The organism is Escherichia sp. E1130, assembly GCF_005781065.1.
Taxonomy (GTDB): Bacteria; Pseudomonadota; Gammaproteobacteria; order Enterobacterales; family Enterobacteriaceae; genus Escherichia.
Window position 1 is genome coordinate 135,699 of the sequence record NZ_VATL01000005.1, and the last position, 17,560, is coordinate 153,258.

Here is a 17,560-nt window from a genome sequence, read left to right on the forward strand (position 1 = left end):
TCACACCCCGCGCAGGATGCGGATAACGTCACCTTCGTCCAGTGCCTCATCCAGCGCAATCCCGGCAGAGATACCCGCAGGAGTATCTTCCGTGGCGGCTGTCTGAGGAACGGCGCAGGCGTTTGCATCCGACTGGACGTTCTGCCCCTTAGCAATCGCGGCACCGGCCTCGACCGCAACAATACCCAGTACGTTGACCGGCGTTACATCACCGGCAGCGGCATCCACCTCAGCCACGCCGAGCGCGACGGCTCCGGCCTGACAGGGTGCGTTATCGGCACCGACAAAGCGCTGTTGTGTCAGCGCCGCGCTGGCCGTCACGGTAGTGGTCAGAATGACCTGCTGAGTTGTACCCATGACCGTCTCCTTATTTCACGATGTTGGTGACGAGATACCCGGCATCGCCACCGACCACGGCGACTTTGTAGATATCGGTATAACGGCAGTACTTCACCTTGCCGCCGACGCCGTCGTATTTATCCGCCACCGGCATCCCTTTACGGCGCAGGGTGTAACCGAAGGACGGCTCGTTTTCGTCGGCGCTGTCGGTGCCCGGCTGGGGTTTGCCGACGTAATGCAGCATCAGGTTGTCGCCCCAGATATCGGTCGGGACTTTGTCCTTGTTCTGCGCGTCTTTCATGGAGGCCATGGAGACCGGCTCGCCGATCACCACATCTTCCAGCTGGAAAAGGTCTTTCAGAATTTCGATGGTGATACGCTTGCGCTCGTTGGCACCAATCGCTGCCTGAATCGCCGGGTGGAACTTCAGCAGCGACATGACGCTTGCCCCCATGGTCATCAGGTTCGGACGCAGGCCTGTGGCGTTACGCACCGCTTCGATCCCGCCTTCAATGATGCCAATCGGGTCACCCTGACCACCGGCCCAGCGTTCAGCCGCAGCCAGCGCCTTGACGTTAGCCGCGCGATAGACTTTTTTGTCCTGAGCCAGACGGGCCGCATACAGTTCGCGCTTCAGGTTGACGCCGCTGGTCACACGGCGAATGGCTTTGGCCTCTTCGTTGAACATCGACTCGGCCTGCTCGCGATAGTCCACCGGCGCGGCCAGATCGTGCTCGTTAAGAACCAGGTCCAGTTTGCCGGTTTTCTCGCGCACCAGAACGTTGCTGTCAGCCCCCACGGCACGCTCGGTGTCGTACTCCACAAAGGCGGATTTACCGAAGGTCGGCACGGTCACACCTTCCTTATCGGTCAGTACGATAGGGAAGATGCGTTCGCCGATGAACGCGGCATTTTTATAACCGCGAGCGATACTGGTCAGCACCGGGTCAACGACGCGCTTACCCTTTAAATAGTCAGACATGTTCTCTCCTTAATTACAGGCAGCGGGAGACAGCAGCGTCGTAGCTGATGCCTTCTTTTTTCGACAGTTCCAGCGCTTTCTGATGCAGCGCCAGACGTTCCGGGTCGGCTTCAGCAAACTCTGCTGACGTCGTTTTGATATCCGTGTTCACGCGGTCTTTGGTCGCGTGCTCACTGAAATTCAGTACCGGATCAGTGCTGTCCAGCAGCGTCTTAAACGCCGTGGCCAGCGGGGTGCGGGTATCGCCCTCGGCAAACTCAACCGGCTTGTCACCTGCAGAGACCGCGTCCAGGATGGCCACAACAACTGACTTCGCTTTAGGGGCCAGTCGGCCATCACCAACCAGCTTCTCGGCAAAGGAGACGTTTTCCGCGTGCAGTTTGTCCTGCTTATCCTTCGCTTCCTGTTCCGCCCGCTGGGTGGCTTCCGCTTTCAGACGTGTGTTTTCCGCCTGAAGCGCTTTGATTTCTTCTTCAGTCATGGTGCTGTTCTCTTGTTGAGGGTTGGGATTGTGTTCACTGAAGTCCGGTTCAGACTTCCCGGTGTCGCGGTAAGCCTCTTCGCGCAGGGAGTCAACCTGCCATGAAGGAAGTACCTTGTCGGTCTCATCCAGCCCGAACTGGGCAATCAGGAAATCGCGCAGACGGCCCCATAAAGAGGCGTTGGTGATATCACTCCAGTCGGCAAACTCCACGACGCCTTCTTCTTTCTCACCAAACGACACCTGCTTCAGCCCCTTAATGGAAGGTGGCTGCGCCCCCAGAAAGCCGACATGACGCAGGTAAAGCGTGCCGGGCTTCGGGTTGTTCGGTGAGTCAGGGAGATAGAACGAGGCGGAGACCTTCTTGAAGCGTCCGTTGCCCACCAGTTCGGCAAACTGCGGGTCGAGCTGGTCAGGCTCTGCCAGCAGATCACCGCCGTTAAGCGACAGGGATTTCACCCAGCCCCACGCCGGGTCTTCCGTTTTGGGGTGGCCAATAACGAGTGGTGCTTCATGGACGGACGGGTCATAGGCTTTCACGCAGGCGGCAAGATCGCTTTGCGTGAACGGCAGTTTCGTGCCGTGCATATCGGTATGAGTACCGGCTTTAAAAATGTGAATGGCTGGCATTTTGCTGTCCCGCGTTACGTTGTCGGGGACAGTCTGTGGAAAAAGCGTCAGCAGCGCTTTTAATCTGCTTTAGAAAAAATCGGGGGTATCAGTACGGGAAATGTCACGCTGCGGGCGAATAGTGGTGCAAAGCGGGGGCTGTAAAGCCTTTATAAAGGTAATACAGCCCCTCAGCGGCTGGCAATGATAAATCACCCGCCTGCAGAGACAAAACTCAGCGACGGGCCGCTGCTTCAAGATGGCGGACAATCGTATCGAGGATAGGGACAACCACTTCAGGCTGCAGCTCACCGTCCCTCGTCAGCGGCAGGAACGGACGGGCAGGAAGTTCAACGGACTCATTACGCCCCGTTTTACCACCGAACTGGTGAATCGGCCCATAAATGACATTAGTGCCAACCGCTGCCTGCCGGTCGTCATGGTCGGTTGATACCGACCCCATCAGACGCCCGATATCCTGCAGCGTTTGCCCGTCGCGCTCCTGCGCTGCCAGCGAGGGAGTCCATCCCGGACGCCCCTCATCGAGAAAGTTAAACTGCGTTTCCGCCAGCAGGGTTCCGGCGATTTTGCGCATCACCGGTTCCAGGTCTGTGGCAGCCAGATCCAGCGCACGGAGGCTCCGGCGCAGGGATTCATCGTTAATGGTGACATTGACCAGGTTATCGGAAGCCATCGTTATCCTCTCAGTTCCTGCTGTGCCAGCGGTTGAAGCGTCCCCTGATAGCGGGCAAGGTCGGGACGGTATGCAGCCCCCGGCGCATAAGACCAGCCGACGTCGGTGGCCACCTTCGTGGTGCCGGTATTGAAGGTGGCGACGTTCTGCATCTCGCCTGTTTTCTCTGAGACCAGCTTCAGCTCCCATCCCATGGCTGAGCCAGAACCTGACACCTTCAGGCCACGGGCACGCACATCCGCCGCGCTCAGGGCAATCACGCCACAGCGGCAACGCCAGCCGTTCGGCGGGTAAAACGCCTGCCAGAACGGGTCATCATAGCGCAGCACCAGACCATGCAGAGCCAGATGGCTCTTGCGGGTATGGCTGTCGTTGATGCCGGTATACATCCAGTACGGCCTGTCGTCGACGTTCTCCATCTGCTCGGCCCAGCGACCGGCGCTGTAGAGTACGGACATATTGGTGCGAAAGATGGTGTCGAGCCTCCACGGACTGCCCTGCTGGATGGTGACCGGCTCGCCCGTTACCGGATCGGTGGTGTCACGTGGCCCCCACCATCCCTTACGCTGCAGCTCCGGCTCCAGTTCCTGCCGGAACCAGCGGCCTGTTTTTCCTTCATCGACAGCCTGCTGCAGTGCCCCGCGAATATCTTCCAGGATATCAAGGCGGGTTACTTTGGCGACGGTAAAGGCGCGGGCATGGGCATCCTGCCACATCTCCTCCCAGTCCCACGTGAAGCTATACTCTTTGGACTTCAGGTAACTGATAGCCCGCTTCGGGGGAAGCGTCATGCAGTACGCTAGTTCAGCCGTTGTCACGCTCATGCAGACGCCCCCAGACAGTTGCAACAAACATAATCCGTGCCAGCCGTTCCTGCAGGTCATCCGCGTTCATCTGCGGGTACAGCTCGGCCAGTTCGCCCAGCAGCTCAGACGGGTTAACACCATCCTCTACCCGCTTAAACAGAGGAGCCAGTACGGGTTCCAGCGTGCCATTTAACGCGCCTCCGTTCATCAGAATATCCAGCGCGTCGTCCAGGGCCTGCTGTGCCTGAATATCGGCATCAATGGCCTCGGCAAATGACAGCGGCAGCATGTTCTTCTGGCGTTCTGACGGTGGTGTCTCGTCAATATCGCCGTCCTGCAGCTGGTACTCACGCTTGAAGTATTTCGGGGTGAAGACCACACCGGCGCGGCTGAGTTTCTCGTCGCGGGTCGCCTGGGTATCGTCGACCGTTCCCTGTTCCCACATCTTCCAGACGGGGCTGGCCACATCGCCAAAGTTCATTGATACCGCCATCCTGATAGTCTGATTCACCGCGCTTTCCACGATATCAGCGTCAGCGTCACGGATATCATCGGTGACCTCCAGTCCGGCCTGCGCGGAGGCGCGGTTACTGTTAGCCTCGGTGGTCTGGTTCTGCCCCAGCAGGGCGATGGAGATTTCACTGCGGGCAAGCGTTATCAGGTTCTGATAAATATCGCTGCTGTCGGCCTTGCCTGCGGCCTCCTTAATTTCAATGGAGGAATCGTCAGGGATAGCGGCCACCGCATCCTCCACCATTGCCTCCATGGAGTCCAGCAGCAGGTCAATTTCGCCCTGTGCCGTACCGCGCGGATGCTTGCCGATAACCCACGGTGAGCCGTATTTCTCGGCAAAGCGTACCCAGAACTTCATGCCGCCTTTTTTGAATGTCACGGGCCAGAAGCACATCGACAGGTCAGGGAAGCCATATGGGTTGTCGTAGGTCGCGTCCTGACGCGGTACCACGAACTTGTTCAGTGGTACCGGCTCGCCTTCCAGCCCGGCGTCTTTAGCGCGAAAGCGCAGCAGGTTGTCGTTATCGAACTGGAACCACTCCGGTGGTTTACCCACGATATCGGCAATGGCCCAGGATTTAACAGAGCGTCCCCACATGATCTCACAGGGCTGATACCCGTAGAGAACGGCGTCGGTCATCTCGCCGATGATGCGGGACAGATCCAGATCGTCGAGCATATCCCGGATGAAGCTGAATACCCGTGCCGGGGCATGACCGCGTTCAAGGCCGCGCTCCAGTGATTTGACCGCCGCCTTACGCCTGCGAATGCAGCCGCCGACCAGCGGGTCGGTACGCAGCTCGCGATAGATGCGGATATCCCGGCCCTGAGATTTAAGAATAGGGTCAGGGTTAGGCAGGTACATCCCCAGCCCGAAGAAGTCGATGGAGCGGCTGCGCGAGGCGATCTGCTCCGTCAGCGTTTTATTGGGTTCGGCAAAAGAGACAAACTCATTGGGTGAAACCCAGAGTCCACGGGCCATCAGTAATCCTCCAGCATACGGGCCGCCTGACGACGACGGCGTGAGCTTGCCTTCACCGGCCCTTTGTTAATTTCACGGCTGGCGAAGTACGCCAGCGCCAGCGCGATGGCTGAATCCCCGTGACGCTTACCATTGTCAGACTTCGCTTTTGAGCGCTGTTCCGGCACGCGGGGAACGCCGTTTACCACCTGAACGGCCCGCAGGTCGTCCAGCGTGTCTTCATCCTTTGGTAAGTCCACCAGGTTGCCGTCTTCCAGCGCAGCCTTGACCGGCGGCATATGCTCGCGATACCAGTTTTCAGTTGGCATCACCTGCTTAACCCGGCTGGAGCCGTAGCGCTGCATGGCGTATTCGGCGAGATAAGAGCCGTTACCACGGGCATCAAGCGCCGCCCCCATCAGGTTCGGCAGGCCATCCATCAGGTACCAGGCGATTTGCTCCTGCTGTTTGAACGGCACGTTGCGCAGTTCCATCACAAACGGCACACGGCGAACCAGGTTCTTCTCCTGCAGCAGGGGATAGTCCACCGACAGGTCACCGCTGCGGCCAAAGTCGCGACCCAGGAAAGAACGTGCGTCAGCGGGGAGCGCCTCCAGCAACGGCTTCAGATGCGTATCAAGCCACTCCTGCGTCTCGCTCCAGCGGACGTCGTCGGGCTTCAGCTCGTAGCCCTCCGGGCAGGTCAGGCGCAACACCGGCGTGCCAGCTGACATACGGGACTCAATCAGGGCGCGGGACAGCCAGGCTCCGCCGCCGTTGGCCGGAACACAGTCAAGCTCCTCCGATGCACCTGCACCGTAGAATTTGTACACCGATGCCATCCACGCCAGCTCGGACGCTTCCGACCATTCTTTCCCGGTACGCAGGCAGACGCGGTGGAACAGTCCCTCGGACACGGCCTCCTGAAAAGTAATGCGATGTACGCTGCCCCCCTGACGCCCGGCCCGGATATCACCGATATGCGTATTGAACGGGTTATCGTCACCGTCATGGGTGGAGATAACGCGCACTTTACCGCCCCAGATAAGCATCGCCAGCGCCGCCTTCAGCAGCTCGTCCAGTTGCTCATGGAACGCCGCTTCGTCGATAACGATGATGCCCTGACGGCCACGCAGGTTAGACGGGCGACTTGAGAGCGCGACAACGCGGAAGCCGGAGTCAGGGAATTTGATGGTGTAGGTCTTGATGTGCTTGTCGTCTTCGTCCTCCTCCCAGAAACCCTCTTCGATTTCACTGGCAGCATAGTTGAATGCCCGCGCCCACATCGCACACGCCTGGATATATTCGACGGTCATGTCCTGGTTATAGGCGATGTAATACACGTTCATCCCGCCCGCAGGGGCTGAAGAGGCAGCGGTCAGCACATCATCGGACGCCTCAGCCCAGGTGATACCGGTACGGCGGCTCTTCTCAATCACCTTAAGCGGAGACGTGTCAGCCACCCAGCGCTGCTGGTAGGGCATCAGAACGGCGGGGATATCCAGCGCCGAGGTATCAGGCAAAACGGGAGCAAGCTGGCTCATGTGGCAATCCCCAGAATTTCACGACGCAGCGCCTGTACCGCATCGGTTGACAGTCCACCCTTACGGGCAATCTTCTCGGCGTTGCTGGCCGCCTGCTGCGCTCTGGCCCGGACTTCGGACTGGAACTTCTTAAGGTTGACGGAAGCGCGGGACAGCGTGGCCACGTTCTTTGCAACCTTCGACAGCAGCGCCACGCGCTCTTTAGGGTCGACTTCGCCTTCTTCCGCTTCCTGCAGCTGGACGATGCTCTCGAACAGCTCGGTCTGAATCAGGGCGATCACCGCCTCCGAACGTGCATCCTGATCGTCAGCCGCACCTTCGGTCAGCATACGAGCCGCTTCGGTGGCAGCACGGATAGCGCCATAACGGCGCTCAATCTTCTGGCCATAGCGATGGATAGCCGATTTGCTGATAACGTAACCCTGCTCACGCAGCAGGGACTCCAGCTCGTTATACCCGCTGAAGCCGGATTCAGTCAGCGCCCGCTCAAGCCAGCGACGCACGTCTTCCGGCAGCTTTTCTATCGTGCTGCGTCTGGCCATCATTCACTCCAGTACTTTTCCGGGCGGGCGATGCCTGGGCCGCATTCCACGGTGTATTCCACCAGGTCTACGCCGAGGCGGGTCAGGTCAGCAAACCAGCCGCCGGAGGGTTTCTTCTCCAGATCAACCATCTTGCGGTCTGACAGATAATCCAGCTCACGGCGCAGCTCCAGCGGCGTGGTGTCCGGGTAGATGGCGCGGGACACGTCCAGCAGCAGCGTCTCGCTGGCGGTGTACGGGCGGGTTTTGTTCAGAGCAACCAGCAGACTCCAGCGCAGGGATTCCCGGCGCACGCGGGTGATATCAACCATGGTGACCTCCTGTATGACGGTACTGCTGTACCACTTCCAGTTTGTTGTAGAGTGCGTCCAGCTTGGCCTCGATGACCGTCTGGCCCCGGATGTAATCCTCGCGGCGGACGTAGTTCAGCGGTAAATCCGCCTTAAACCGCATAAATTCTTTTTCCAGCTCGCCCCAGTTGGAGGCGGACTGTTGCAGCGACTGCTCAAGGGAGGCGAACCGCGCCGCCTGACGCTCTTCCGCTTTACTGAACAGCCACTTGGCCATACCGCCGACAAAGCTCATGAAGGTGATGAGAAAGCCCACCACCGTCCAGAATTCAACCTGCAACGTCATTTCTGTAATCCTTCCCGTTCGTCCAGCAGACTGTTTATCTGGCTGCGCCAGCTGCGGCACTGCTTCGCGTTGTCGATGATGTTGGCGAGGACGTCACGCTGGGAGACGCCTGAGTCGCGTAGCCAGGCGTCAGCGGCTTCAGATTGCCCGGACGCTGCGCCAGTGCCGGTGCCAGCGGCGGCAGTTGCGTCTGAATGACCGGTGTCGACGGATGCGTTGTCATATCCGAGCGCGGCGTTGTACTGGCGCACGAAACCGCGAGTAAACACGCACTCAATGGGATGGCTCTTACCTTTTTCATCAATCCAGCGCTGTGTGACATCGTTAATTTGCCCCTGTAGTTGTTTGTTCTGGCTCTCCAGTTGAGCAATCTGCTCAAGGTAACTGGCTTCAGCCTGCTGCCCGACGGCTACCTGCTCCTGATACCGTTTTGCCCAGGCCCGCAGCGCAGCGTTCTCAAGCGTTGCCTGCTCCGTTTTGTACGTGTCGAACGCTGACTGCAGCCGACTGAGCGCTGCGTCACCGTCACGTTTTGCGTCCTCAGAACCGTCGTGATAGCCCCAGCGGTTCAATCCATAAAGAGCAGCCACCAGAACAAGCGCCAGCACCATGCCGCGCCACGGTAATCTTTTAACCAGGTTCCACACAGCTGCTGCCTCCCCATGTGAGATAACGGGGGGCCAGCTCCCGAAGGATGCGCTGCGGATAATGACGGTTCTCTCGCCAGTTGGCAGCGCTGCGCCCGGCATTCACCGTGGCGACATGCCCAAACCAGCGGGTGCTGTCCAGCCCCTGCTGCGTGGCCAGCCGCTTGTCCCGCTGTACCCAGCCCAGACCGCCGTTATAGCCCGACAGCGTCATGGCCATACGTTCGCAGCCGTTGGCGGCGCTGACGCGCTGCCACAGCCAGCGGTCATAGCTGACCAGCGCCCGGATGGCCCACGCCGGATTAAACGGCTCGCGGCTGTTCAGCCCCGGCATCAGCTGGCTTATCCAGTCAGCGGTGGCGGGCATAAATTGCGCCAGCCCCTGAGCGCCAACCGGCGAGACCGCATCAGGTCGCCAGCCGCTTTCCTGATGCAGCTGTGCGGCGAAGTCAGCCACCGGCGCAGACATTCCCCATTCAAGCCGGGCATTACGGATCACATCGTCGCGATACTGCAGCGCGGCCTGCGGTGGCTGGGCTGCGCGGGCCTGACTGAAGAAGCCGCCACACCAGAGCAGCCAGGCAATAACCAGGTTGCCAGCGAGCTGCCACCAGAAGCTGTATTTATCGTTGCGTGGCTCGCCATGCTTAATGGCGGTTACGCCCAGACCAAAGGCAAGCAGGATGATGAGGGTGATTTGAGGCCAGTTCATGATTACAGCCCCGTCGCTACGGCCAGACAGACTGCGGCAACAATCAGTGCACGGCGGATTAGCGCAGCGGAAAAGACCAGGTGAAGGCCAGTCTGGACGGGGAAGCGACCATCAGCCATCAGCCTGTCATCATGCTTCAGGTACTGACCGGGACGGGCCTTGGGGAAAAGCGAACGGTCAAGCCAGTAGCCCAGCACTGCCGCCAGCGTGATGAGGGACAGCTTGTAGACAACCACCGGCAGTTGCTGGGGCGATACAAGACCGATGGTGCCGAGCAGCAGCGCTGAGGTCAACAGCCAGCCGCTGAGACGTGGCTTTTTAACAGAGGGAATGAATTTTTTCAGGTTTTTCATGGGTGTCTCCTTGTTGTGTGGGAGACAGCATCACAAATGTGGCGGGATACGGATTTTAAAGCGCGTTATAAGTGTTCGCAGAGGGAAGCGGCCAGAATGGTGGCACACAAAACACAGGGGAGGCAAGCACGATGACTGAACCGAAACAGACCGGACTTAAAAAAGGGTTCCTCTTTGGGATCAGAACCGGAGAGCAGAATAAAACTTACACGCTAAGCGTGGATGCCAGTTGTCCAACCGAGGCGATTGCAGAACTGAGAAACGCGCTGACGGCGCTTGAAACGCGAAGCAGCCATTTCGCCAGCGGAGAAAACAACGTCATGATGATTGGCAATGTGGCGGCGACATCACGATATAAAGCCGCACCTAATCCTGCTACTCAGTTATCCGGCGGCCAACGAAGACTGGAAGCGGAATCAGCAGTTCCCAGAACGGTTCTTCCTCACCAGTTTTAACCGGGGCCGCTTCTCCCGACCAGTAAAGCCAGGCCCGGTGATACAATTCCAGCACCGGGCAATCACTGTTCAATAACCTCATATCTCCGCGATGCACCGGCTCATCTGTGATGACTTCATATATCGGTGCCGTTCTGATTTCGTCTTCGCCTCTCTCATCGGCCAGTAATGCCCGGAACTTCCTGACTTCACTCAGATGCTGACAGGCAAACAGTGACTGATAGCGGGAAGGTTTGTCAGGAAAATGGCTACGGCGAACTAACTCAAACACCAGACCGACCAGCAGACTTCTGCTGACTCCACTGTCATCTTCCATTTTAGGGCCGGGGTTATAGAGATAGTTATGACCGTGCTTGGAAAGACCATCGGGATACATCTGATGAAGGAAAGCGGCCAGCTCCGGCGCTTCAGGTTCGTATTTTCCGGTAATTACATGGCAAGGCGAAGGCAGACGATTAGCGGAATCAAGTGTGTAATACGTTCCCATTCAGAAAACAATCCTTATCGAACAAACACTGCACGCCGGTAACACATCCAGTAAATCGCGTTAATAGAAAACAGTTATCTATAAACCTCATTCTGACAGTGAAAGAACGACCAGCCCGGTGCGCGAACACCGGGCTGGTCATCAACCCACAGGTATGCACTGTGAGCCGACCAGGGTTCAGTCAGTCTCGCGAGACCAGACTAGCCTGCCATATTTTCACTGATTGCAAAAGGCTTACGGATAATGAAAGAACAATCTTTGCCCATCGTTCCCTGGATTGGCGGAAAACGTCGTCTGGCGAAGCATATTTTACCGTTATTTCCGGCCCATACCTGCTATGTGGAGCCATTCTGCGGAGCAGCTGCGCTTTATTTTCTTAAGACACCCAGCAAGATCGAAGTCATTAACGATATCAACGGTGATCTGGTGAATCTGTATCGGGTGGTAAAACATCACCTGGAAGAGTTTGTCCGCCAGTTCAAATGGGCACTGGTCAGCCGTCAGATTTACAAATGGCTACAGGATACGCCGGAAGAGACACTCACCGACATTCAGCGGGCGGCCCGGTTCTACTACCTGCAGAAACAGGCGTTTGGCGGTAAGGTCGCCGATCACACATTCGGTACCTCTACAACCAGTGCGCCGCGCTTCAATCTGCTGCGTATTGAAGAAGAACTGTCGATGGCACACCTGCGCCTGTCGAGAACGCTGATAGAGCATCTGGACTGGCACCAGTGCATAGAGCGATATGATCGCCCACATACGCTGTTCTACTGTGACCCACCGTACTGGGGAACGGAAGGCTATGGTGTGGAGTTCGGGCTGGAAAACTATGATCACATGGCAGATTTAGCGCGAAGGATCAAAGGGAAGATGATTATATCAGTGAACGATATCCCAGAAATGCGGCAGGCATTCAACGGTCTGAACATGCAGTCGGTTGATATCAGTTACAACCTTAAGCTAGCTGGCAAACCCAGCCCGAAGAAAGAGCTGGTAATTTGTAATTTTTGAAAGAGGTAGTTAAAGGTGGTGGTGCATCTGCAGCACCACCTAAACATTTAATCCTGCCTTGGACAAGTCCAATAATCATTATCTGGCTCTGGTGAATAAGCTTTCAAACAGCCTGCACGCGGGGTCTTACCATCATCTGTCATAGGAACTTTTTCCTTATCAAGTTTCACGGTCAGGTCACCACCGGGAACATCCGTTTTATCGAAAAAAACAGCCTGACATGCTGATTTAGATATTTTCACTTCGTGGGCATTATTTGATATGAACAAATAACAATTATGACCAGAGGCTATGTAGTCACTTGGAATATTATTTTCGTCTTTAATATGAAACTGCACCGTTGTCACCGGGCGTTCGCTATCCTCGGATACTTCGATTTTTTCAAAACTGTCCGCGTACTTATCCAAGCCGGGGAGTTGTTGGCGAATAAACGGTAATTCGCGATTTACAACCGGATTATCTGTTTCAACGCTAAAAACCGCGTGCTCCTTAGCTGTGGTTGACGTATCAGCAGGTTCGGTATTATCTCCACACCCAGATAAAACAAATATCAACGGTAAAAATAATTTGCGCATAGTCATGTCCTTATACCTCTAATGTTCTTAATAGGAACAGATTAACCCGTATTTTTTAATCTCTCGAACGCTGCGGACAGCTCCTTAAGCTGTTTTTCCATATCAATCATTCGCTGTTTTTCCTCAGCGCCTCGCAGCAACTCTTTTCGTACCTCTGGCTCCAGTTGGTTGAGCAGCTCCAATAACTTCAGATCAGACTGGTTGAAATGCTGCTCCTGATTAGCTGGCTGTGCTTTCTCTACCCCAACAGCTTCCCCTTTACCAGTAAGTAGCCAATCTATTGATATGTTCAAATGGGTGCTTAGCGCAACAAGAGCCTCTGCATTAGGTTCTCTTTCTCCACGCAGATAGTTTTGAAGTGAGCGATATGGAATTTTTGATAAGTCTGACAATGCTTTTATTGTCAATTCCTTAGCATCCATCGCTTCGCGCAATCTCTCTTTTATACTCATTTGAACATATCTCAATTTGACATACCCGTTTGGGTGCGTACAATAGACCCAATAGAGTACATCATAACCCAACAGGAACACGGTGCATATGAACAAACAACAAGTTCGGGCACGGCTGGTTGAAAGAGGCAGTAGCTTGCGCCAGTTCGCGCTTAACGCGGGCTATGAGCCACGAACAGTTACCCAGGCTGTCAGCCGCTGGGCAGGCAAAAGCGAACTTCCACGCGGTCGTTTGACTTATCGGATTCTACGAGACCTTTCGGTCGCAATAGGCAAAGAAGTTACCCCCGGCATCCTCAAGGAGGCGTCATGAGTAAACCAAATACATCAAGCTCAGGTACCCGTATTTTGCGTGTCCTTAAGGCTTTACGCGGTCACGCTCTGAACGGTGTTTCTAACGGTGAACTGGCATCGGCTCTGGGCGAGTCACCGGCGAATATCAATCGTGCGCTCAATACCCTTATCGAAGAAGGACTGGCCCTGAAACTGGATAACGGACGTTTTGCTCCTGGAGTCCAGCTCTTACAAATCGCCATGGCGCACAGTACCGAAATGGCGCGGGCACAGGATCGTATTAATGAAATCAACCAGCGCGTTATGGCTGGCAGTCGCTAAGGAGTTGAAATGGGACGCACAAAATCACAACCAGCTGAACTAATGGAAGACGCACCGCTGAGTGATGGCCTCAACGTTAGTCTTAATGCCATGACCGAACATCGCCTCGAAATCATGCAGCAGTTTGGTGATGGGCTGCCGTATGAACGCGATCGTATTGTCCATGAAACTCGTTTTTACATGGCTCAGAGTGCAGAAGCCATGCTGGAGGCGGGTAAGCGACTGGTAATTCTCAAGGAGAATGAACCTCACGGCGATTTTATAAATATTCTCGAAAATGACCTCGGCCTTGAGCCGCGCGTCGCACGCCGCATGATGCAGGCCAGTGTGAAATTTTTGGGTAATGGCGATCAAAATTCAAAACGGACAGCGCTGACCGTTTTAGGTAAGACCAAGTTGTATGAACTGATGGTTCTGGATGACGAAGAACTCGACGCATTAGCTGATGGTGGAACCGTCGCCGGGGCAACGCTTGATGATATTGATCGCATGACCAGCCGCGAACTGAAGGCCGCCCTACGCGAAGCCCGTGAAACCAACGCAGCACAACAGCGCGTACTCGCCGACAAAAACGAAAAAATCGACTCGCTTTCCACAAAACTGGAGAAGAAATCCCGTATCCAGCCGCCCAAGCCTGACGAAGAGGTGAAGAAGCTGCGTGCGGAAGTTACAGCGTTAGCGGTTGAGGCGGAATCTGCCATCGCCGTTCGCTTGTCCAGCGCCTTTGAGACCCTGTGCGCATACTGTGCTGAAAACATGATTGATACCCCCAGAGACTTTATGGCCGGTCTGGTCTGCCAGCTGGAAAGCTCCGCGCGTAGCCTGCGCTCCACATTTGACCTGCCGGACGAGCCGACAGGCAACGCAGCCCCTTCATGGCTGACTGACCCGACGCCAGAGATTAACGGGCAGGAGGCATAACCCATGAGTGCCGCCCTGACTGAACGACTGGTTTATGTTGCCCGCGCGGCACGTGACGCGGGGCATGGTAAGCGTGGTGCGATATATGATGCCGCCTGCGCCGAACTGGGCATGTCCCGCGCCACCCTGCTGCGCAAGCTGAAGGAGGTATCAGTGACTGACAAACGTAAAAAACGCGCCGATGCCGGGCGCAGTGCCCTGAGCCGCGACGAAGCCGCGCTGATATCTGCCACGCTGCGCGAGGCCACCCGTAAGAACGGTAAGCGCCTGTATTCCATCGCGGATGCGGTGGAGACCCTGCGGTCAAACGGCTTTATCATTGCTGGCAGAACGGACGAGGCCACAGGCGAGTTTTTCCCGCTGTCCGAGGACACCATCAGCCGCGCCCTGCGGAACTATGGTCTGCACCCGGAACAGCTTGACGCACCGGCCCCGTCGTCCGAGATGGCCAGCCTGCATCCCAATCACGTCTGGGAGATTGATGCCTCACTTTGTACGCTTTACTACCTGAGCAACGGCCATAAAGGGCTGCAGGTGATGGACAGCGCGAAGTTCTACAAGAACAAGCCTGCCAACATCGCCCGCATCGCCAGTGACCGCGTGTGGAGTTACGAGATTACCGACCATACCAGCGGCTGGATTTACGTTGAGTACGTGATGGGTGCGGAATCTGGTGAGAACCTCTGTTCTGTACTTATCAACGCCATGCAGGAGCGCGGCGGCGCGGACGTGCTGCACGGCGTGCCGAAAATACTCTACCTTGATCCCGGTTCGGCGAACACCGCTGGCATGACGAAAAACATGTGCCGCTCGCTGGGCATCAATCTGATAGCGCACAAGCCGCATAACGCCCGCGCCACCGGGCAGGTGGAAAAGGCCCGTGACATTATCGAACGCAAACTGGAGCCGGGTCTCAAATTCCAGCCGGTTCATAGCCTGGACGAACTGAACGCGCTGGCGGTGAAATGGCGCAGCCACTTTAACGCCACGGCGGTCCACAGCCGCCACGGTAAAACCCGCACGGATATCTGGCTGAAGATTACTGCTGACCAGCTGAAAAAAGCGCCATCCGTTGAGGTTTGCCGCGAACTGGCGGTGGCCGCACCGGAACTCCGCAAGGTCACATCAAAACTGCGTGTCTCGTTCCGGGGCGCTGAGTTTGATGTTTCGACAGTACCGGGCGTACTGGTCGGCGAAAAACTGATGATTACCCGTAACCCGTGGCGCAGCGATGTGGCGCAGGTGGTGCTGACCGGTGAGGACGGTCACGAGACGTTCTTCCTGGTCGAGGAGGTCAGAAAGAACGAGTTCGGCTTTGCCGAAAGCGCGGCGGTATTTGGCGAAAGCTACAAAGCCCTGCCGGAGACCCCGGCGCAGACGGCTGCAAAAGAAATCGAAGAGCTGGTCACGGGCACCGATAACGCCGCCGATGCAGCTGCTGCACGCAAGGCGAAGGCGCTGCCGTTCGGCGGGCGACTTGACCCGTACAAACATATCGACGACACCACGCTTCCGGCCTATATGCCGAAGCGCGGTCAGGCTTCAGACGTGCGCGGGCCGCGTATTGAGCAGCGTCCGCTGACCCATGTGGAGGCCGCGAAAGCCCTGCGCGAGAAGTTCAGCGTTAACGGCCACATCTGGACGCCGGAACATTACCGCCAGTTAACGGCGCAGTACCCGGATGGCGTACCGGAAGCCACGCTGGATGAGGTCATGGTCACCCTGACCACTCCGGCCCGCAACAGCGTTATCAGCATCGTTAACGGTAACTGAGGAGGAAGGCATGCTGGTACTGAAGCAACAACTGAAAGAGGCCCGCATCCCGCAGGCGGTGGTGGCAAGAGCCGTCGCCGTTTCCGAGGCCACGCTGGCCCAGATTGTGAACCATAACGAGTGGCCCCGCACCAGCACGGAGGAGGTGCGCCAGCGTCTGGCGTTATATCTGGAAAGTCAGGGGATTGATACAGCGAAGAGTTTTGATGCTGTACAGGGCGCTGTCACGCCCCGTACAGCGGGTACTACCGATAAAACCAACCTCAGTGAGGAAGAGAACATGTTACTCAAAAAGCAGGTGTTATTTCCAGCAACTAAAAAAGCGTTTGGCCTTTTCCGTGACCCGTTCGCCGATGAAGCTATGCAGGGCGCGGACGATGTGTTCACCACGCCGGATATCCGCTACGTGCGTGAGGCGCTGTTCCAGACTGCCCGCCACGGTGGCTTTCTGGCGGTTATCGGCGAGTCCGGCGCGGGTAAATCCACGCTGCGCCGCGACCTGATTGAACGCGTTAACCGTGAGAACGCGCCGGTGATTGTCATAGAGCCATACATCATCGCCATGGAAGACAATGATGTGAAGGGCAAAACCCTCAAGGCGGCAGCTATCGCCGAAGCCATCATCAGCAGCATAGCGCCACTGGAGAGCATCAAACGCAGCCAGGACGCCCGTTTCCGCCAGCTGCACCGCGTTCTGAAGGACAGCAGCCAGGCGGGTTTCAGCCATGTTCTGGTGATTGAGGAGGCCCACAGTCTGCCCATTCCGACACTGAAGCACCTTAAACGCTTCTTTGAACTGGAGTCCGGCTTCAAAAAGCTGCTGTCCATCGTGCTGATTGGCCAGCCTGAGCTGGCGGACAAACTGTCCGAACGCAACATGGAAGTCCGTGAGGTCGTCCAGCGCTGCGAGGTGGTTGAACTCCTGCCGCTGGACAACAGCCTCGAAGAGTTTCTGACGTTCAAGCTGCAACGCGCCGGTAAGCAACTCGCCGACATCATGGACGCCAGCGCAGTGGAGGCCATCCGCGCCCGCCTGAGTAATCTGGGCAGTAACCGAAAAAGCATGGTCAGCCTGCTGTATCCGCTGGCCGTCAGTAACCTGGTGATAGCTGCCATGAATCTGGCTGCTGAAATCGGGGTTCCGCAGGTCAACGCCGACGTCGTCAAAGGGGTTTAATCATGAAATCCATCGCCGATATCAACCAGCAAATGAGCAAGGTGCAGTCCGCCATTATGGCGCTCAACGCCATGAACACCACCGTGCAGAGCGTCATGATTGCGGGCAGTAAGCCGGTTATCCGTATCGCCCGCAACGGGCACTGTGCCCGTCTGCTGGAGCAGGGCAAAGCGAGTTATACCCATGTTGGCCATGACGGCTCAGGGCGCTTTCGTCAGGGCGTCTTTGAGTTGCATGGCTGCCGTATTACCTGGTCAGAGTCATTACATTAA

General features: G+C 56.7%; 23 protein-coding genes. 7 read left to right on the plus strand and 16 right to left on the minus strand.

Annotation, left to right across the window (positions count from 1 at the left end; all coding sequences use genetic code 11):
* The 14 genes from FEK66_RS06420 to FEK66_RS06490 all read right to left on the minus strand — a co-directional run bounded on the left by FEK66_RS06420 (position 1) and on the right by FEK66_RS06490 (position 10,761).
* Positions 1 to 357, minus strand: a complete 357-nt coding sequence (locus tag FEK66_RS06420; protein WP_109549635.1) for a DUF2190 family protein — start codon at positions 355 to 357, stop codon at positions 1 to 3.
* Between the two features lie 10 nt (positions 358 to 367).
* Positions 368 to 1,321, minus strand: a complete 954-nt coding sequence (locus FEK66_RS06425; protein ID WP_109549636.1) for a hypothetical protein — start codon at positions 1,319 to 1,321, stop codon at positions 368 to 370.
* 13 nt (positions 1,322 to 1,334) lie between these two features.
* A complete protein-coding gene (locus tag FEK66_RS06430; RefSeq protein WP_109549637.1) occupies positions 1,335 to 2,432 on the minus strand; it encodes a peptidase in 1,098 nt (365 codons plus the stop codon).
* Between the two features lie 214 nt (positions 2,433 to 2,646).
* Entirely contained in the window at positions 2,647 to 3,105 is a 459-nt protein-coding gene (locus tag FEK66_RS06435) for a phage virion morphogenesis protein (protein WP_135495259.1), read from the minus strand.
* A gap of 2 nt (positions 3,106 to 3,107) precedes the next feature.
* Complete coding sequence (locus tag FEK66_RS06440; RefSeq protein ID WP_135495328.1) at positions 3,108 to 3,929, minus strand: phage minor head protein; 822 nt, start codon at positions 3,927 to 3,929, stop codon at positions 3,108 to 3,110.
* On the minus strand, positions 3,910 to 5,406 hold the full coding sequence (locus tag FEK66_RS06445; RefSeq protein WP_138211427.1) for a DUF935 domain-containing protein: 1,497 nt from the start codon (positions 5,404 to 5,406) through the stop codon (positions 3,910 to 3,912). The genes FEK66_RS06440 and FEK66_RS06445 overlap by 20 nt, the downstream gene beginning before the upstream one ends.
* The gene (locus tag FEK66_RS06450) at positions 5,406 to 6,929 is read right to left on the minus strand and encodes a hypothetical protein (protein WP_135495260.1); all 1,524 of its coding nucleotides are present in this window, start codon (positions 6,927 to 6,929) and stop codon (positions 5,406 to 5,408) included. Before FEK66_RS06450 ends, FEK66_RS06445 begins: the two co-directional genes overlap by 1 nt.
* Positions 6,926 to 7,471 (minus strand): DUF3486 family protein, encoded by a 546-nt coding sequence (locus FEK66_RS06455; RefSeq protein ID WP_011410682.1) that lies wholly within the window; start codon positions 7,469 to 7,471, stop codon positions 6,926 to 6,928. Before FEK66_RS06455 ends, FEK66_RS06450 begins: the two co-directional genes overlap by 4 nt.
* Positions 7,471 to 7,782, minus strand: a complete 312-nt coding sequence (locus tag FEK66_RS06460; RefSeq protein ID WP_135495261.1) for a hypothetical protein — start codon at positions 7,780 to 7,782, stop codon at positions 7,471 to 7,473. Before FEK66_RS06460 ends, FEK66_RS06455 begins: the two co-directional genes overlap by 1 nt.
* Complete coding sequence (locus FEK66_RS06465; protein WP_000175096.1) at positions 7,775 to 8,107, minus strand: hypothetical protein; 333 nt, start codon at positions 8,105 to 8,107, stop codon at positions 7,775 to 7,777. The genes FEK66_RS06460 and FEK66_RS06465 overlap by 8 nt, the downstream gene beginning before the upstream one ends.
* Positions 8,104 to 8,754, minus strand: coding sequence for a hypothetical protein (locus FEK66_RS06470; protein ID WP_135495262.1), 651 nt, complete (start codon positions 8,752 to 8,754; stop codon positions 8,104 to 8,106). Before FEK66_RS06470 ends, FEK66_RS06465 begins: the two co-directional genes overlap by 4 nt.
* Positions 8,738 to 9,466: a transglycosylase SLT domain-containing protein gene (locus FEK66_RS06475; RefSeq protein ID WP_135495263.1), complete on the minus strand. Its 729-nt coding sequence runs from the start codon at positions 9,464 to 9,466 to the stop codon at positions 8,738 to 8,740. Before FEK66_RS06475 ends, FEK66_RS06470 begins: the two co-directional genes overlap by 17 nt.
* A gap of 2 nt (positions 9,467 to 9,468) precedes the next feature.
* A complete protein-coding gene (locus FEK66_RS06480; protein ID WP_135495264.1) occupies positions 9,469 to 9,819 on the minus strand; it encodes a putative holin in 351 nt (116 codons plus the stop codon).
* Between the two features lie 375 nt (positions 9,820 to 10,194).
* Positions 10,195 to 10,761, minus strand: coding sequence for a DUF2441 domain-containing protein (locus FEK66_RS06490; RefSeq protein WP_135495265.1), 567 nt, complete (start codon positions 10,759 to 10,761; stop codon positions 10,195 to 10,197).
* A gap of 243 nt (positions 10,762 to 11,004) precedes the next feature.
* On the opposite strand from FEK66_RS06490, the gene FEK66_RS06495 reads away from it, so the two are divergent.
* A complete protein-coding gene (locus FEK66_RS06495) occupies positions 11,005 to 11,775 on the plus strand; it encodes a DNA adenine methylase (RefSeq protein WP_135495266.1) in 771 nt (256 codons plus the stop codon).
* 47 nt (positions 11,776 to 11,822) lie between these two features.
* Here FEK66_RS06495 and FEK66_RS06500 read toward each other — a convergent pair whose 3' ends face one another.
* Together FEK66_RS06500 and FEK66_RS06505 are read right to left on the minus strand one after the other, a co-directional pair.
* Positions 11,823 to 12,350, minus strand: coding sequence for a hypothetical protein (locus FEK66_RS06500; protein WP_230201816.1), 528 nt, complete (start codon positions 12,348 to 12,350; stop codon positions 11,823 to 11,825).
* Between the two features lie 41 nt (positions 12,351 to 12,391).
* The gene (locus FEK66_RS06505; RefSeq protein ID WP_135495267.1) at positions 12,392 to 12,802 is read right to left on the minus strand and encodes a helix-turn-helix transcriptional regulator; all 411 of its coding nucleotides are present in this window, start codon (positions 12,800 to 12,802) and stop codon (positions 12,392 to 12,394) included.
* An 88-nt stretch (positions 12,803 to 12,890) separates the two neighbouring features.
* Here FEK66_RS06505 and FEK66_RS06510 point away from each other — a divergent pair, with 88 nt between their 5' ends.
* Genes FEK66_RS06510 through FEK66_RS06535 form a run of 6 tightly spaced genes read left to right on the plus strand, consistent with a single transcriptional unit; the run spans position 12,891 to position 17,560 of the window.
* Positions 12,891 to 13,115, plus strand: a complete 225-nt coding sequence (locus FEK66_RS06510) for a hypothetical protein (protein WP_001041677.1) — start codon at positions 12,891 to 12,893, stop codon at positions 13,113 to 13,115.
* Entirely contained in the window at positions 13,112 to 13,417 is a 306-nt protein-coding gene (locus tag FEK66_RS06515) for a helix-turn-helix domain-containing protein (RefSeq protein WP_000042842.1), read from the plus strand. The genes FEK66_RS06510 and FEK66_RS06515 overlap by 4 nt, the downstream gene beginning before the upstream one ends.
* Before the next feature lie 9 nt (positions 13,418 to 13,426).
* Positions 13,427 to 14,338 (plus strand): DUF3102 domain-containing protein, encoded by a 912-nt coding sequence (locus FEK66_RS06520; RefSeq protein ID WP_135495268.1) that lies wholly within the window; start codon positions 13,427 to 13,429, stop codon positions 14,336 to 14,338.
* 3 nt (positions 14,339 to 14,341) lie between these two features.
* Positions 14,342 to 16,111, plus strand: coding sequence for a DDE-type integrase/transposase/recombinase (locus FEK66_RS06525; RefSeq protein WP_135495269.1), 1,770 nt, complete (start codon positions 14,342 to 14,344; stop codon positions 16,109 to 16,111).
* 10 nt (positions 16,112 to 16,121) lie between these two features.
* Positions 16,122 to 17,288 carry an AAA family ATPase gene (locus FEK66_RS06530; protein ID WP_135495270.1) on the plus strand — a complete coding sequence of 389 codons (1,167 nt, stop codon included), beginning with the start codon at positions 16,122 to 16,124 and terminating at the stop codon, positions 17,286 to 17,288.
* 2 nt (positions 17,289 to 17,290) lie between these two features.
* On the plus strand, positions 17,291 to 17,560 hold the full coding sequence (locus FEK66_RS06535) for a hypothetical protein (RefSeq protein ID WP_023214064.1): 270 nt from the start codon (positions 17,291 to 17,293) through the stop codon (positions 17,558 to 17,560).

Excerpts from the sequence above, each read along its gene's own strand:
- FEK66_RS06420 (WP_109549635.1), bottom strand. The coding sequence starts at position 357 with ATGGGTACAACTCAGCAGGTCATTCTGACCACTACCGTGACGGCCAGC.
- FEK66_RS06425 (WP_109549636.1), bottom strand. The coding sequence starts at position 1,321 with ATGTCTGACTATTTAAAGGGTAAGCGCGTCGTTGACCCGGTGCTGACC.
- FEK66_RS06430 (WP_109549637.1), bottom strand. The coding sequence starts at position 2,432 with ATGCCAGCCATTCACATTTTTAAAGCCGGTACTCATACCGATATGCAC.
- FEK66_RS06435 (WP_135495259.1), bottom strand. The coding sequence starts at position 3,105 with ATGGCTTCCGATAACCTGGTCAATGTCACCATTAACGATGAATCCCTG.
- FEK66_RS06440 (WP_135495328.1), bottom strand. The coding sequence starts at position 3,929 with ATGAGCGTGACAACGGCTGAACTAGCGTACTGCATGACGCTTCCCCCG.
- FEK66_RS06445 (WP_138211427.1), bottom strand. The coding sequence starts at position 5,406 with ATGGCCCGTGGACTCTGGGTTTCACCCAATGAGTTTGTCTCTTTTGCC.
- FEK66_RS06450 (WP_135495260.1), bottom strand. The coding sequence starts at position 6,929 with ATGAGCCAGCTTGCTCCCGTTTTGCCTGATACCTCGGCGCTGGATATC.
- FEK66_RS06455 (WP_011410682.1), bottom strand. The coding sequence starts at position 7,471 with ATGGCCAGACGCAGCACGATAGAAAAGCTGCCGGAAGACGTGCGTCGC.
- FEK66_RS06460 (WP_135495261.1), bottom strand. The coding sequence starts at position 7,782 with ATGGTTGATATCACCCGCGTGCGCCGGGAATCCCTGCGCTGGAGTCTG.
- FEK66_RS06465 (WP_000175096.1), bottom strand. The coding sequence starts at position 8,107 with ATGACGTTGCAGGTTGAATTCTGGACGGTGGTGGGCTTTCTCATCACC.
- FEK66_RS06475 (WP_135495263.1), bottom strand. The coding sequence starts at position 9,466 with ATGAACTGGCCTCAAATCACCCTCATCATCCTGCTTGCCTTTGGTCTG.
- FEK66_RS06480 (WP_135495264.1), bottom strand. The coding sequence starts at position 9,819 with ATGAAAAACCTGAAAAAATTCATTCCCTCTGTTAAAAAGCCACGTCTC.
- FEK66_RS06490 (WP_135495265.1), bottom strand. The coding sequence starts at position 10,761 with ATGGGAACGTATTACACACTTGATTCCGCTAATCGTCTGCCTTCGCCT.
- FEK66_RS06495 (WP_135495266.1), top strand. The coding sequence starts at position 11,005 with ATGAAAGAACAATCTTTGCCCATCGTTCCCTGGATTGGCGGAAAACGT.
- FEK66_RS06500 (WP_230201816.1), bottom strand. The coding sequence starts at position 12,350 with ATGCGCAAATTATTTTTACCGTTGATATTTGTTTTATCTGGGTGTGGA.
- FEK66_RS06505 (WP_135495267.1), bottom strand. The coding sequence starts at position 12,802 with ATGAGTATAAAAGAGAGATTGCGCGAAGCGATGGATGCTAAGGAATTG.
- FEK66_RS06510 (WP_001041677.1), top strand. The coding sequence starts at position 12,891 with ATGAACAAACAACAAGTTCGGGCACGGCTGGTTGAAAGAGGCAGTAGC.
- FEK66_RS06515 (WP_000042842.1), top strand. The coding sequence starts at position 13,112 with ATGAGTAAACCAAATACATCAAGCTCAGGTACCCGTATTTTGCGTGTC.
- FEK66_RS06520 (WP_135495268.1), top strand. The coding sequence starts at position 13,427 with ATGGGACGCACAAAATCACAACCAGCTGAACTAATGGAAGACGCACCG.
- FEK66_RS06525 (WP_135495269.1), top strand. The coding sequence starts at position 14,342 with ATGAGTGCCGCCCTGACTGAACGACTGGTTTATGTTGCCCGCGCGGCA.
- FEK66_RS06530 (WP_135495270.1), top strand. The coding sequence starts at position 16,122 with ATGCTGGTACTGAAGCAACAACTGAAAGAGGCCCGCATCCCGCAGGCG.
- FEK66_RS06535 (WP_023214064.1), top strand. The coding sequence starts at position 17,291 with ATGAAATCCATCGCCGATATCAACCAGCAAATGAGCAAGGTGCAGTCC.